The sequence below is a fragment of the Halorubrum sp. CBA1125 genome (assembly GCF_009742825.1).
GTDB lineage: Archaea > Halobacteriota > Halobacteria > Halobacteriales > Haloferacaceae > Halorubrum.
In genome coordinates this window covers 1-14,832 of record NZ_WPCE01000059.1, presented here as the reverse complement: position 1 = coordinate 14,832, position 14,832 = coordinate 1, and the positions used below count along the sequence as shown (strand labels likewise).

Here is a 14,832-nt window from a genome sequence, read left to right as displayed (position 1 = left end):
GTCCGCCGAGGCTGGGGAGGATCGAGGCGCGTCGGCGTCACGCGCCGCCATCGCCGACGGGCCGCGACTCGCTCGACGCCCCGTCTGTCGAGCGATCGCCCCGCAACAGCCCGATCGCCTCGACCGCGACGTCGGTCGCCTCGTAGCCGCGACGGCCGTCCACGTCCGCCTCCGCGACGAGCCCGGCCGCCCGGAACTCCGTCACCGTCCCGTGGAGGTCGGACTCACACAGGTCCGTCGCGTCGAGCAAGTCGGTCACCGGGGTCGGTCCCGAGTCCACGAGCACCGCGAGCAGCCCGAGCGACCGGTCGTCGTGGACCGCCCGGAGGACGCGCCGCACCGGCGCCGGGACGCCGGACGCCGCGGTCGCGAGCGGCGACTCCCCCTCGACGACCGTCAGGTCGCCGTTGTCGACGTAGCGCTCCTCGCCGGTGACGGGGTCCCGGACGCGGCTCGACTCGGCGGAGCGCTTCACGAGGAGGTGCGTCTCGCCGTCCGCGTCACGAACCGTCTGCATGCCTGAAAGACAGCGGGCGGCCGGTTATGACCCTTCCGGGGGATCGGCGTCCGCCCGCTCGTCGCGCGACCGGTCCCACGCGCGGTACGTCTGGTACGTCCGGACGCCCGCGAGGACCCCGACGACCAGCAGGACCGGGCCGATCCGCGACCACCCCTCGAAGTACCACACCATCGGGCCGAGCGCGACGAGGAGGAGCGCGGCGTTCGCGTAGATCACGGCCGCGACGAACGCCCGAAGCGTCCGGCGATCGAGGTCGCTCGCGCCAGAGAAGTTCCCGTCGTCGTCGAACCGCTTCACCGAGGGCGCCTGGGGGATCTCCGGCGTCAGCTCGCGCTCGGCGTCGGAGCGCTCGCCGACGGAGACCTCGCCCTCGTCGTCCTCGTCGAAGGGAAACACGCGGGAGGGTACGTGCCACGGCGGGAAAAGGGGTTCCGTCGGTGGACGCGCCGACCTCGGGCGGAAGCGGGGAGCCGGCGCGCGTCAGAGCGCGTCGGTGAGCTGGACCGTTCGGCTCGCCTCGACCCACGCGAGCGGGTTCGTGGCGTCGAAGAGCACCACGTTCCCGTCGTCCTCGTACGCCTCTACCTCGGCGTCGGCCGCGGCTGGACCGACCGGACGAGACTCGCCGGACTCCGAACGTGGGGTCGGGGTCATGAACCGTGGTAGGTCATGCCACATTAAATGCCTTTCCGTGGCGGGAGCGTTCGCCGCACCCGAAAGCCGGGCTTTTTAGCCGGGTGCGCCGAAGCGTGCGTATGACTCAGTCGGGGCTCTCTGATTTCGCCTCGTCCGGCGGGACGGACGGCGACGCCGACGGCGCGGACCGCGAGGATCTCGCCGCCCGAGAGGCGGCGGTCGTCGCCGGCGGCGGACGCGGCCACGTCAGTGACGTCGTCGACGTCGACGACGCGAAGTTTCCGGAATCGACCGGGACCGTCGAGCTGATGATCACCCAGATCGACTACGCCGTCGAGGGATACGGCAGCGACGAGTACCCGGTCGTCCACGTGTTCGGGCGCCGGCCGATCGCCGACGGCGACGACGTCGTCGAACACCTCCGCGTGCTGGGCGTCGAGCCGTACTTCTACGTCCCCACGGACGAGCTCGACGGCGACCCGGTCGAGGAGTACGACGTGGTGATCGGCACGCGCGAGGAGAACCCGGAGGGAGAGCCGTACGAGAGCATCCGCGGCGAGCCGCTCACCCGGATCGTCACCCGAACGCCCCGCGACGTGGGCAACATCCGCGAGGACTTCGAGACGACGTTCGAGGCGGACATCCTCTTCCCGAACCGCTTCCTGATCGACAACGGACTGAAGGGCGGGATCCGCGTCGAGGAGCGCCGGCTCGAGGACGAGGACGGGACGATCCAGGTCCACGAGGGACACCTCGAACCCGCCACGGTCGACGCCGACCTCCGCGTGAACACCTTCGACATCGAGGTCGACGACCGGCGCGGCTTCCCCGAGGACGGCGAGGAGCCGATCATCTGTCTCACGAGCCACGACTCCTTCGACGACGAGTACGTCGTCTGGCTGTACGACGCGCCCGAAGCCGAGATCCCGCCTCCCGATGACCTCCCCGACTACGAGGGGATCGTGGCGGGCGACGATTGGGACGACGGAGAGGGAGACGACGACGCCACGCTCGAGTTCGAGGTCCGCACCTTCGCCGAGGAGGGCGCGATGCTCGACGCGTTCGTCGACTACCTCGACGAGACCGACCCGGACGTGTTGACGGGGTGGAACTTCGAGGACTTCGATGCGCCGTACCTCCTCGATCGCATGGAGGCGCTCGACGACGGGAGCCGGTACGACCTCTCGGTCGACCGGCTCTCCCGGATCGACGAGGTGTGGCGCTCCGGCTGGGGCGGCCCGGACATCAAGGGCCGCGTCGTCTTCGACCTGTTGTACGCCTACAAGCGCACGATGTTCACGGAACTGGAGTCGTACCGGCTCGACGCGGTCGGCGAACGCGAACTCGGCGTCGGCAAGGAGCGGTACGCCGGCGACATCGGCGACCTCTGGGAGCAGGACCCCGAGCGCCTCCTGGAGTACAGCATCCGCGACGTGGAGCTGTGCGTCGAGATCGACCGCACGCAGGACGTGATCGCCTTCTGGGACGACGCCCGGAAGATCGTCGGCTGCAAGCTGGAGGACGCCACGACGCCGGGCGACGCGGTCGACATGTACGTGCTCCACATGGCGTACGGCAACTTCGCGCTCCCCTCGAAGGGGCAACAGGAGGCCGAGGAGTTCGAGGGCGGTGCGGTGTTCGACCCGATTTCGGGGGTCCGCGAGATGGTGAGCGTGCTCGACTTGAAGTCGTTATACCCCATGTCGATGGTGACGATCAACGCGTCGCCGGAGACGAAGGTAGACCCCGACGAGTACGACGGCGACACCTATCGAACCCCGACGGGCGTTCACTTCCGGAAGGAGCCGGACGGCATCATCCGGGAGATGGTGAACGAACTGCTCGACGAGCGCGAGGAGAAGAAGGCGCTCCGGAACGAGCACGACCCCGGAACCGAGGCGTACGAGCAGTACGACCGACAGCAAGGAGCTGTCAAGGTCTTGATGAACAGTCTGTACGGCGTTTTCGGATGGGATCGATTCCGCCTGTACGACCGCGAAATGAGTGCCGGCGTCACCTCGACCAACCGCGAGGTGATCGCGTTCACCGCCGACGTAACTGAGGAACTAGACCGGAAAGTTACGTACGGGGACAGCGTCACCGGTGACCGGCCGGTAGTCGTCCGAGATCCGAACGGGATCGTTCGAATCCTTCCCATCGAACGTCTCTTCGAGCGAGCCGCGCCGGACGAGGCCGGGAAGGTCGTCGTCACCGCCGATGGGGGACCGGTTGCGTCGAGTACTCTCGGAAAGGACAGAAGACGGCTTCCGGGGTGGGAGGCGCTGTCACTCTCTGTCGACGAGAAGCCGGAGTGGAAGCCGATAGAGCAGGCGATACGGCACGAGACGGACAAGCCGGTGGTCAACCTCCAACACAAGTTCGGCGAATCGACGACGACGCGGGACCACTCCTACGTCGTCGACGACGGTGGCGAGCTCGTCGAGGCAGCTCCCGGAGATGTCGAGGAGCCGCTTCGAGTCCCGGGTCTCCCGGAGGTGGACACCGTCGAGACGGTCGACGTGTACGAGGTGTTGAACGGCTACGTTCGAGAGTACGAGGACGGCCGAAGCGTCGGGAGCGAGAACGCCGTTTCCAAGACCAAACGCGTTCACGCGGACGATGAGTGGGTCTGGTTCGGGCACGAGCACCACGACGCCATCGAGAAGGGGGTCAAGGTGCGCCGACACATCGATCTCCGCTCGGAAGAGGGGCGATCGCTCATCCGGTTGCTCGCGGCGTACGTGACAGAAGGGAGCGCCTCGACGGTTGAAACGGCCGATGGAAAGTTCGGTGCGAGTATCGCCGAGTCGCGCGAGGAGTGGTTGGAGGGTCTCCGGGAGGACTACGATCGACTGTTTGAGGGAGCGACCGCAGGTCTCGTCGCGTCCGACACGGCACCGGAGCGCACTGTGTCGTACGACACCGGGAACGGGGAGCGGTCCGTCACGTACGACGACACCACCCACAAGCTCCAGATGATGAACGAGCTGTCGGCGGTCTTCTTCCGCGAGTTCGCCGGACAGACGTCGTGCGGAAAGCGGGTTCCCGGGTTCGTGTTCAACCTCCCAGACGAATTACGGCGGCTCTTCGTCGAGGTGCTCGTCGAGGGCGACGGATCGCGCGAGTTCCCCCGATATTCCGAGGAGTACGCCGAGCGCAACTTTGACTTCGAAACGACGAGTCGAGAGCTCGCTGCCGGCCTGTCGATGCTGCTTACCCAGCGCGGGAGAAAGCACTCGCTCAAGTACCGAGATGCTAAGGACAGCTACACGATTCGGACGTGTGACTTCTATCGCAGCGGGCGCGATCCGATCGTCGATGAGGTGGATTACGACGGCTACGTGTACGACCTCAGCGTCGCCGACAACGAGAACTTCGTGGACGGCGTCGGTGGCGTGGTGCTTCACAACACCGACAGCGTCATGCTTTCACTCGGAGATCTGTCGAAAGAAGAGGCGATCGAGACCTCCTTCGACATCCAGGAGCACATCAACGACCGGTACGACGACTTTGCGCGCGAGGAGCTGAACGCCGACGAGCACCGCTTCGAGATCGAGTTCGAGAAGCTCTACCGGCGGTTCTTCCAGGCTGGCAAGAAGAAGCGGTACGCGGGCCACATCGTCTGGAAGGAGGGAAAAGACGTCGACGACATCGACATCACCGGCTTCGAGTACAAGCGGTCGGACATCGCTCAAATCACGAAGCGGGTCCAACAGCGCGTCATCGAGACGATCGTCACCGGCGACGACATCGACGAGGACATGGAGGAGGTGAAGGCGTACCTCGCCGACGAGATCGCCCGCGTGCTCGACGGCGAGGTCGACCTCGAGGAGATCGGCATCCCCGGCGGGATCGGCAAGAAGCTCGACGCCTACGAGACGCCGACGGCACAGGTCCGCGGCGCGAAGTACGCCAACCGCCTGCTGGGCACCAACTTCGGCAGCGGCTCGAAGCCGAAGCGGCTCTACCTGAAGAAGGTCCACCCCGATTTCTGGGAGCGGATGGAAGACGAGAGGGGGTTCGATCCGCAGCGGGACCCGCTGTACGGCGAGTTCAAACGCGACCCCGACGTGATCTGCTTCGAGTACGCCGACCAGGTACCCGCGGAGTTCGAGGTCGACTGGGAGAAGATGCTGGACAAGACGCTGAAAGGTCCGATCGCGCGCGTCATCGAGGCGCTCGGGATGTCGTGGGAGGAGGTCAAGACCGGCCAACAGCAGACCGGTCTCGGCTCGTTCATGTAACTCGAAAGACACAGGGAGAAACCAGAGTTCGATCGTCGGAAAAATTCTTGATCGATCCGCGATTTTTGACGGGGAAGTTCGTAAGCATTAACCCCGCGAGCCGCCACTATACGGCCACGAGGAACGAGATTACAATGGCAACTCTCGAGATCAACGGCCTTCGGGCACGAGTGGCCGAAGAGGACGGTGAACGGATTCTCCGCGGGGTCGACCTGACCGTGGAGTCCGGGGACATCCACGCGCTGATGGGCCCGAACGGCTCCGGGAAGTCGACGTTGGCGAAGGTCATCGCCGGCCACCCGGCGTACGAAGTGACCGAGGGGTCGGTAACGCTCCACCTCGACGACGCCGACGTCGCCGACATCGACGCCGACCTCGACGAGGAGGACTACAGCTGGGAGCTGTTGGAGCTCGAACCCAACGAGCGCGCCGCGCTCGGCATCTTCCTGGGCTTCCAGTACCCCGCGGAGATCGAGGGCGTCACCATGACGAACTTCCTCCGCCAGGCGCTCAACGCGAGAGCCGAGGAGCGCGAGGAGCTGTTCGAAGACGAGGCGGACGAGTCGGAGACCGACGACGAGGACGCGGGCTACGACACCTCGCCGATGGAGGGCCCCGCGGACGACGGCGAGATCGGCGTCGCGGAGTTCCAGTCGCTCCTGAAAGAGAAGATGGAGCTGCTCGACATGGACGAGAAGTTCATGCAGCGGTACCTCAACGCCGGCTTCTCCGGCGGGGAGAAAAAGCAGAACGAGGTCCTCCAGGCCGCGATGTTGGAGCCGAGCATCGCCGTGCTCGACGAGATCGACTCGGGGCTCGACATCGACCGCCTGCAGGACGTCTCGAAGGGGATCAACGCGCTCCGCGACGAGCAGGGAACCGGGATCCTCCAGATCACTCACTACCAGCGAATCTTAGACTACGTCGAGCCCGACCGCGTCCACGTGATGCTCGACGGCGAGGTCGTCAAAAGCGGCGGCGCGGAGCTCGCCGAGAAGCTGGAAGACGAGGGGTACGACTGGGTCCGCGAGGACGCCTTCGAGACGGCGTAACTGAAAATGGTCACGCAACACACCTAAACGCCGGAACCCGTAACAATACACCATGAGCTCACAACAGGACGAACTCAAAGAGACGGACACCGAGGCCCGCTTCGAGTTCAAGAAAGAGGAGAAGTCCGCTTTCAAGACCGAGAAGGGCCTCACGGAGGAGACGGTCCGCGTCATCTCTGAGGACAAAGACGAACCGGAGTGGATGCTTGAGCGCCGCCTGCGCGCGCTCGAGCAGTTCCAGGAGATGCCGATGCCGACCGACTGGCCGGGACAGCCGGACCTGAGCGAGGTCGACGTCGACGAGATTATCCCGTACATCCGGCCGGACGTCGACGTCCGTGCCGGCGTCGACGACTGGACCGAACTCCCGGACGAGATCAAAGACACCTTCGACAAGCTGGGCATCCCGGAGGCGGAAAAGAACGCGCTCTCCGGCGTCGGCGCCCAGTACGAGTCGGAAGTCGTCTACCAGAACATGCAGGAGCGGTGGGAGGAGAAGGGCGTCATCTTCTGTAACATGGACGAGGCCGTCCAAGAGCACGAGGAGCTCGTCCGCGAGCATTTCATGACGAAGTGCGTTCCCCCGAGCGACAACAAGTTCGCGGCGCTCCACGGCGCCATCTGGTCGGGCGGCTCGTTCGTCTACGTCCCCGAGAACACCACCGTCGACATGCCGGTGCAGGCGTACTTTCGGATGAACTCCGAGGGGATGGGCCAGTTCGAGCACACGCTCATCATCGCCGAGGAGGGCTCCGAGGTCCACTACATCGAGGGCTGTTCGGCGCCGAAGTACTCCGCGTTCAACCTCCACTCCGGCGGCGTCGAGGTGTTCGTCGGCGAGGACGCGCACGTCCAGTACTCCACGGTGCAAAACTGGTCGAAGAACACGTACAACCTGAACACCAAGCGCGCCATCGCCGAGAAGGGCGGCCGCATGGAGTGGATATCGGGGTCGATGGGGTCGAAAGCGACGATGCTGTACCCCTCGACGATCCTGAAGGGCCGCGGCGCGAGCGACAACCACATCACCATCGCCTTCGCGGGCGAGGGCCAGGACATCGACACCGGCGCGAAGGTGTACCACAACGCGCCGGAGACCAAATCCACGATCGAGTCCAAGTCGATCGCGAAGGACGGCGGCCGCACCAACTACCGCGGGCTCGTCCACATCGCCGACGGCGCCGAGAACTCCTCGACCGCCGTGGAGTGTGACGCGTTGATGTTCGACAACGAGTCGACCTCCGACACGATGCCGTACATGGAGATCAACGAGTCGAAGGTCGACGTCGCCCACGAGGCCACCGTCGGGAAGATCGGCGACGAGGACATCTTCTACCTGCAGTCGCGCGGTCTCGACGACGACGACGCCAAACAGATGATCGTCTCGGGCTTCATCGAGCCCATCACGGAGGAACTGCCGATCGAGTACGCCGTCGAGCTGAACCGGCTCGTCGAGCTCGAGATGGAGGGTTCGCTCGGATAACATGAGCACGCAAGCAATCGAGAGCCTCTCGGAGGACACGGTACGACGCATCGCCGACGAACGCGACGAGCCCGAGTGGCTCCTGCAGGCCCGTCTGAGCGCGCTAGACGCGTTGGAGACGGCGGCGCTGCCCGACGTGATCCAGACGCCCGGCCGGCGCTGGACCGACCTCGAGTCGCTCGACTTCGAGTCGCTCGTCGACCCGCTGAATCAGTCTGACGAGACCGAGCGCGACGCGGGCGACGACGAGGTCGTCGTCCTCCCGTTCACGGAGGCGTTCGACGAGTACGGCGACGTGATCGAGGCGAACTTCGGGTCCGTGCTCGACCCCGAGCACAACTACCTCACGGCGCTGTCGGTCGCGCTCTTTACCACCGGGACGTTCGTGTACGTCCCCGCGGGCGTCGACGTCGAGGACGTGACCGTCCGCGCGGAGATGAACTCCCGTTCGCTGTTCAGCCAGACGCTCGTCGTCGCCGAGGAGTCGTCGTCGGTGACGATCCTCGAAGCGATCGAGTCGGGAGAGGGGAGTGAGGCCGCCGGGTCGAAGATCGACGGCGACCGGTACTTCTCGAACCTCGTCGAGATCGTCGCGGGCGAGAACGCGAACGTCCAGTTCGGATCGCTCCAGAACCTCGACGACGACACGTACGCCTACTCGCTGAAGCGCGGCGTGACCGACACGTACGCGACGGTCGACTGGATCGAGAGCAACTTCGGGTCGAAGCTCACCCGCTCCGACGTCGAGACCGAGCTCAGCGGCGACGGCTCCGAGACCCAGATCGTCGGGACGTTCTTCGGCACCGACGACCAGCACTACGACATCAACGCCCGCGTCTGGCACAAAGCCGAGCAGACGACGGCCGACCTCGTCACGCGCGGCGTGCTCGACGACGTCGCCCGCTCCGTCTACGAGGGCGTCCAGGACGTCGGCGAGGACGCGTGGAACACCTCCAGCTACCAGCGCGAGAACACGCTGATGCTCTCGGACGACGCCGAGGCCGACGCGTCGCCGAAGCTGATCATCCACAACCACGACACGGAGGCATCCCACTCCGCGACGGTGGGGCAGGTCGACGCCGAGGACCTGTTCTACTTAGAGAGCCGCGGGATCGAGTCGCGGACGGCGCGGAACATGCTCGTGGAAGGGTTCTTCGTGCCCGTCTTAGAGGAGATCGCGGTCGACGAGTTCCGCGAGGACGTCGAGGATCTCGTCTTAGAGCGCCTCCAGTAGCGGTGGTATCTGCGGTACAGGCGATTCTGCTTTTCGGTCGGTGCGGCTTTTCGATGGGGACGTCTTCTCGGACCGTGTGTCTGTTTCGTCGGAACGTCTTCTCGGACGGTCGGATCGCTCCCCGCGATATCCTCCCGTCTCGACACGCCGCACGAACACCGTTCGGGCGTCCGGCGGCGCGAACCCCGCCGAGAGGGGAACCCCTTAAGTCGGACTACGCCCGAGGTGGGAACATGCGAACGGGCGTATCGGACGGCAGCGGGTGGTCGCCGTGAGCGTGAGCCAGCGGATCGCCTCCGACGACCAGCTCGCCCGGCTGTTGCAGATCGGGATCGTGTTAGAGGAGGTCGTCGAGGCACGGGCGCACCATCACTACCAGAGCCTCGACGCCGAACTGGACGCGGAGATCGAGACCCTGCTCGCGGACGCCGCCGAGGAGTCCGCCGGCCACCGCGAGCAGCTCGAGTCGCTCATCGAGGGACTCGGCGTCGACAGCGTCCCGTTCGACGAGATCGAGTCGCTCGTGGACGCCCGGTACGGGCGGACCCGACCGGAGGACTTCGACGGCGTGTTGTACGACCAGCTGTGTAACGAAGAGACCGCCTACAAGTTCTACGACGATCTCATCGAAGCGATAGAGGGGTCCGACGCCGAGTTCTCCATCGACCGCGAGGAGCTTCTGGAGACGCTAGAGGCGATCCGCGAGGACGAGGCCGACGGCGTCAGCGAGGTCACGGAGGTCATGGAGCGACGATGAACGGGAGCACCGAACCGACGCGAACGACGATGAGGACGACGAGCGCCGACGGAGGGAAGCCGTGAACACCGCAGACCAGTACCTCAAGACGATATACGTCGTACAGCAGCAGGAGGACGGTCCCGCCTCGACGGGGTCGATCGCCGACGCCCTCGGCGTCAGCCCGGCGAGCGCAAACGAGATGATCGGCAAGCTGGAGGGCCGCGGGCTGGCCGAACACGAGAAGTACAAAGGCGTCACGCTCACCGACGACGGGATCATCCAGGCGCGGAACGCGCTCCAGACGTACTGCATCATCGAGCGGTTCCTCGCGAACGTCCTCGCAGTCGAGGACTTCCGGGGAGAGGCGCGCGAGCTGGAGGCGGTGATCGACGACACCGTCGCCGAGCGGCTGGACACGATCATCGACCGGGAGCCGGAGTGTCCGGACTGCTTCGACCCCGAAGCGGACGCCTGCGCGTGTCTGGAAGTCGCGGCGGCGCCGGTCGAGCAGGACTGAAAAGAGAGACGAGACGGACTTACACGCCCGTCGAGTACCGCAGAATGCCGGCGACGCCGCCGAACGCGTCGAGCAGCTGCTCACCCTTCTCGAAGTCGGTGGAGATGAACTTGGTCTCCGTGCCGCGCTGTTCGGCGATCGACATCAGGTGTTCGATGACGTCCTCGCGCTCCTCGGCCGCGGCGTCCTCGCCGCACTCCGCGCACTCGTGGTCCGGCGTCGAGTGGCGGGCGTCGACCACCTCGTACTCCTCGTGCCCGTTCGGACACTCGTAGACGACGACGTCCGAGCGGAGGTCCTCGGAGATGAGCAGCCGGTCGACGGAGCCCATGATCAGGTTCCGGCGGGTCTGCTCGAAGCCGTAGGTGGCCTCCTCGCCGGTGTGGAGCTTCTCGAAGAACTCCTCCATGTTCCGTTTGTCCTCGACGATCTCCTGGTCCGCCAGCGCCTCCTGGCCGGCGTCGACGAGGTCGTAGAGGCCTGATTCGTCGGTGTACGCCACGTCGAACTTGCCGAGCACCTTGTCCTGCAGCTCGTGGTGGAGGTAGTCGCCGTCGAGGAACTCGTCTTTCGTCGGCGAGGGGCCGCCGACCAGGATGCCGTCGAGCTCGTGGCGCTTGTCGACGAACAGCTCGTTGGCCATCTCCGCGACCTCCTGGTAGAAGTTGTCGATGGCCTCCAGACGGAGCCGGGCGAACCGCTGGGCGGACTGACCCCCCTTGCGCTGTTTGCCGGGGACGAGCGAGGAGGCGGACTTGACCGGCTCGACGCGCTTCCCGCGGAGCCACCCGACGTTGGCCTCGCGGCGGTCCAAGACGATGAGCCCGAACAGCCCGGAGTCTTCCAGCATGTGTTCGAGCGGCTCGGTGAGGAACGCCGAGTCGCAGTGGTATCGGAACGACTCGACGGACTGTGGCGGCGACTCCAGCGTCTTGGTGACCATGTCGGTCTGGCCGCCGCCGGCGTCGATGGCGCCGGAGAAGATCACCATCCCGTTGTCGGGGGGGTAGGTGTCGTAGTACCGCAGGCGGTCCTTGATCGAGGTCAGCGCGTCTTGGACGTTCGTCCGGGTCTGTTTGGACTTGATGTTGGACGCCTCGCTGTGTTCCTGGGTGACGTGTGCCACCACGTCGGAGATCTGCCTGTCCTCGGGGATGTAGATGGTGACGAGCTGGGTGCCGGAGCCCTCGTAGTCTTTGAGCTCCTCGATAACCTTGCGGAACTCGTACTTCCGCCGGTCCTCGCTCGCCTCCTGTGCGTCGCTACTCATTGTCCAGAATACGGTCGCGTGCGTGTAAGTAAGCTTTGACCTGCCCGCCAGAGCGACGGAAGCGCGCCACGCGGACGGTTGATCGCGCCGGTATTCGCAATAAGTGCACCGGAGCGACGACGATTCAGGCTCGGTTGAACCCTATTCGTCAGAGACCGTATCGTCTAAAGCCGTTGATCTTCGCCTCGATTTTTCCAGCTGTAAGGCGCGACTAACTATGCTCCGCTGGGGAGTGTACCCAGGTGGAGAGATGGCAACCTCGGACACCGTAGTCGGTCGTTGCGGCGGATCTCAAGCCACTGCGTCGATTGCCTCGGAGACCGTCGTCGTCGACGAAAATCAACCGATATGCGACAGCGGTAGGGCCTGACTGTCGAGTAAAATGAGGAACCTGGAACCATCATGCACACGCTACGGAGAATTGACACACCGAGATTGACGTGTCGATGACTCTCACGAGACTCGTCGCGCTTGGCGTGTTCACTGCCGCCATCGCGTCCCTGACAGTGCTGTGGGGAGTGTTCGGAACGATGTGGATTCGAGGTGAGACGGAGATCCTCGTAGCGGCAAATCGATACAACGAGTTCCTGCTCGAGTTCGTGCTGCTCACACTTGCGATGATTTTCCTCCCTGTGTTGTTGTACGAGGCCGACCAGTTGCTCAACGATTGACCGTGTACGTCACCGCAGTTGCTGACACACCGAGTCGAATCGCTCTCAACCGGTCTGGTAAAAACCATCAAACAGCTACTAGATGAGCGGCTGGGCCTTCGGACGCCGTGACCGCACCGTCGACGGTGACGATCTCGACCGAGATCGACGATCGGCGTGACGGGAGGGATTACGGGCGAGCCGCCGAGAAAAGACGAGTAGCGATTCCGATCCTACATCGACTCCGGCGCCTCGACGCCGAGTACGTCGAGCGCGTTCGCCATCGTGTGTTTCGCGGCGGCGACGAGCGCGACGCGGGCGGCCCGCAGGTCGTCGTCCTCGGCGGTGACGACCGGACACTCCCGGTAGAACGCGTTGTAGGCGTCGGCGAACTCGCGGGTGAACGTCGCGATCGTGTGCGGCTCCAGGTCGTCGGCCGCCGACTCGATCGCGGCCGGGAACCGGGCGACTTCGTGGAGGAGGTCGCGCGCCTCGTCGGTTTCGAGCGCGGCGGGGTCGACATCGAGCGGATCACCCGGCTTGGGCACGTCGATCCCCGCGGCGGCGGCCTCGTCTAAGATTCCGCAACAGCGCGCGTGGACGTACTGGACGAACGGCGCGGACTGCCCCTCGAAGTCGAGCGCGTCGTCCCACTCGAAGGTGATCGCCTTCGCGGGCTGTTTCGAGACGATGTCGTACCGCACCGCGCCGATCCCCACCTGGTGGGCGATCCGCTCGACGTCCTCGTCGGTGAGGTCGTCGTCGCGGATCCGGTCGTCCATGCGGGTCTCGACCGCCTCGCGGGCGCGGTCGATCGCCTCGTCGAGGAGGTCGTCGAGCATCACGCCCGTCCCCCGCCGGGTCGACATCTTCCCCTCGGGGAGGTTGACGTACGAGTAGATCACGTGCCCGAGCCGGTCGGTGTCGTTGCCGAGCAGTTCGAGGGCGGCGTCGAGCTGGTCGGCCTGGAGCTTGTGGTCCTCGCCGAGCACCGTCACGGCGCGGTCGTAGTTCGCGAACTTCCACTCGTGGTGTGCCAGGTCGCGGGTGGTGTACAGCGAGGTGCCGTCCGACCGCAGGAACACGAGGTTCTTCTCGATCCCTCGGTCGTCGAGCTCGAGCTGCCAGGCGTCCTCCTCGTAGACGGCGTGGTCGGTCTCCTTGAGCCGCGTCGCGATCTCGTCGGTCGAGCCGTCCCGCATGAACCGCGTCTCCTTGACGAACTCGTCGAACTCGGCGGGGAGGCGGGCGAGACACTCCTTCATCCCGCCGAGGACCGTGTTGACGACCTCGCCGACGCGCTCGTAGGTCGCCTCGTCGCCCTCCTCTAATCCCTGGAGGATCGACTGGATCTCGGCCTCCGCGGCCTCGACGTCGTCGGGATCGGCGTTCTCGAGGTAGGCGTTCCCCTTCCGGTAGTAGCGCACGAGGTCGTACTCGGCGCGGTCGCGGGCGGGCGCCGCGTCGAGGTCCGACTCGTCGAACCGCTCGTACGCCCACGTGAACACCGCCATCTGGCGGCCGGCGTCGTTGACGTAGTAGTGGCGGTCGACGTCGTAGCCGGCGTACGCGAGGAGGTTCGCGACAGCGTCGCCGACGATCGGGTTGCGCGCGCGGCCGACGTGGACCGGGCCGGTCGGGTTCGCGCTCGTGTGCTCCACCACCACGGAGGTGTCCCTGTCGGGGAGCGCGCCGTAGGCCGCGTCGCCGGCGGCCGCGTCGAGGGTGTCGACGAGGTAGCGCTCGTTCGCGTGGAAGTTGACGTACGGGCCGGCGGTGTCGACGCTCGCGAGGTAGTCGTACGCCGCGATGTCGACCGCGCTCGCGACCGCCGCCGCGACGTTCGGCGGGGCGTCGCCGACCTCGCCCGCGAGCCGGAAGGCGACGCTGGAGGCGAGCGTCGCGTCCATCTCGTCGGGCGGGCGCTCGATGCCGAGGTCGTCGGTCGGGAGGCCGAGGTCGGCGAGCGCGTCACCGAGCGCCGCCTCGACCTCCGACCGGAGCCGTCTGAACATACCGTCCGTTCGACGGTCGGGCTAAAAGGCCCTTCCGAAGCGACCTCGGTGCGGGAACGGGCGGTCCAGCCCCGTGGCCGTCGTGAGTGCCCGAGCGAACCGTGTCGATACACCGCCGAACTACCTGCGTGGACAGTGTGCTCGCAGCGTCACGTGAGATAGCGAGTGCGTATCCACCTTTTTCTCGTCGGGTTCCCTGCGCTCACTTCGTTCGCTTCGGGAACCGCTCTTCGAAAAACCTGGAGGGAAAAAGCCGCCGGCTCGGCGTTCGCCTCGCCGTCGGTGAACCGCTCACTCCGTTCGCGGATGCGATACCTCTCTCAGCTGCGTCGTTGAGCTTCGCCTTGCGACAGCGTGGCGCTACCGCCACGGGCAGCCGGACATCGTCTGATGACAGCGAGGCGCGACGCGCCTCTGGCAGCCGCCGGCGACTGCCCCTTTGGGTCCCACCCCGTACCGCTCCACCCCGCAC

General features: G+C 65.7%; 12 protein-coding genes. 7 read left to right on the top strand and 5 right to left on the bottom strand.

Going from position 1 to position 14,832, the window contains the following annotated elements:
- Positions 1-37: 37 nt before the first annotated feature.
- From GJ633_RS07520 to GJ633_RS17100, 3 genes are all read right to left on the bottom strand, one after another.
- Positions 38-517: a hypothetical protein gene (locus GJ633_RS07520; RefSeq protein ID WP_156588323.1), complete on the bottom strand. Its 480-nt coding sequence runs from the start codon at positions 515-517 to the stop codon at positions 38-40.
- 24 nt (positions 518-541) lie between these two features.
- On the bottom strand, positions 542-916 hold the full coding sequence (locus GJ633_RS07515; protein ID WP_321168959.1) for a hypothetical protein: 375 nt from the start codon (positions 914-916) through the stop codon (positions 542-544).
- A gap of 84 nt (positions 917-1,000) precedes the next feature.
- On the bottom strand, positions 1,001-1,174 hold the full coding sequence (locus GJ633_RS17100) for a hypothetical protein (RefSeq protein WP_197431282.1): 174 nt from the start codon (positions 1,172-1,174) through the stop codon (positions 1,001-1,003).
- Between the two features lie 101 nt (positions 1,175-1,275).
- Here GJ633_RS17100 and GJ633_RS07510 point away from each other — a divergent pair, with 101 nt between their 5' ends.
- From GJ633_RS07510 to GJ633_RS07485, 6 genes are all read left to right on the top strand, one after another.
- Complete coding sequence (locus tag GJ633_RS07510) at positions 1,276-5,400, top strand: DNA polymerase domain-containing protein (RefSeq protein ID WP_156588322.1); 4,125 nt, start codon at positions 1,276-1,278, stop codon at positions 5,398-5,400.
- Between the two features lie 134 nt (positions 5,401-5,534).
- Positions 5,535-6,452 (top strand): ABC transporter ATP-binding protein, encoded by a 918-nt coding sequence (locus GJ633_RS07505; RefSeq protein ID WP_156588321.1) that lies wholly within the window; start codon positions 5,535-5,537, stop codon positions 6,450-6,452.
- A gap of 52 nt (positions 6,453-6,504) precedes the next feature.
- Complete coding sequence (sufB, locus tag GJ633_RS07500) at positions 6,505-7,935, top strand: Fe-S cluster assembly protein SufB (protein WP_156588320.1); 1,431 nt, start codon at positions 6,505-6,507, stop codon at positions 7,933-7,935.
- 1 nt (position 7,936) lies between these two features.
- Positions 7,937-9,169, top strand: coding sequence for a Fe-S cluster assembly protein SufD (gene sufD, locus GJ633_RS07495; RefSeq protein WP_156588319.1), 1,233 nt, complete (start codon positions 7,937-7,939; stop codon positions 9,167-9,169).
- 271 nt (positions 9,170-9,440) lie between these two features.
- Entirely contained in the window at positions 9,441-9,926 is a 486-nt protein-coding gene (locus tag GJ633_RS07490; protein WP_321168960.1) for a ferritin-like domain-containing protein, read from the top strand.
- 61 nt (positions 9,927-9,987) lie between these two features.
- Positions 9,988-10,425, top strand: coding sequence for a metal-dependent transcriptional regulator (locus GJ633_RS07485; RefSeq protein ID WP_321168958.1), 438 nt, complete (start codon positions 9,988-9,990; stop codon positions 10,423-10,425).
- A gap of 19 nt (positions 10,426-10,444) precedes the next feature.
- Here the strand turns inward: GJ633_RS07485 and prf1 are convergent, their stop codons facing one another.
- Positions 10,445-11,695, bottom strand: coding sequence for a peptide chain release factor aRF-1 (gene prf1 / locus GJ633_RS07480; protein WP_156588318.1), 1,251 nt, complete (start codon positions 11,693-11,695; stop codon positions 10,445-10,447).
- A 446-nt stretch (positions 11,696-12,141) separates the two neighbouring features.
- Here prf1 and GJ633_RS07475 point away from each other — a divergent pair, with 446 nt between their 5' ends.
- Positions 12,142-12,366 (top strand): hypothetical protein, encoded by a 225-nt coding sequence (locus GJ633_RS07475; protein ID WP_156588317.1) that lies wholly within the window; start codon positions 12,142-12,144, stop codon positions 12,364-12,366.
- A gap of 212 nt (positions 12,367-12,578) precedes the next feature.
- Here the strand turns inward: GJ633_RS07475 and argS are convergent, their stop codons facing one another.
- A complete protein-coding gene (gene argS, locus GJ633_RS07470) occupies positions 12,579-14,360 on the bottom strand; it encodes an arginine--tRNA ligase (protein WP_156588316.1) in 1,782 nt (593 codons plus the stop codon).
- Positions 14,361-14,832 lie beyond the last annotated feature (472 nt).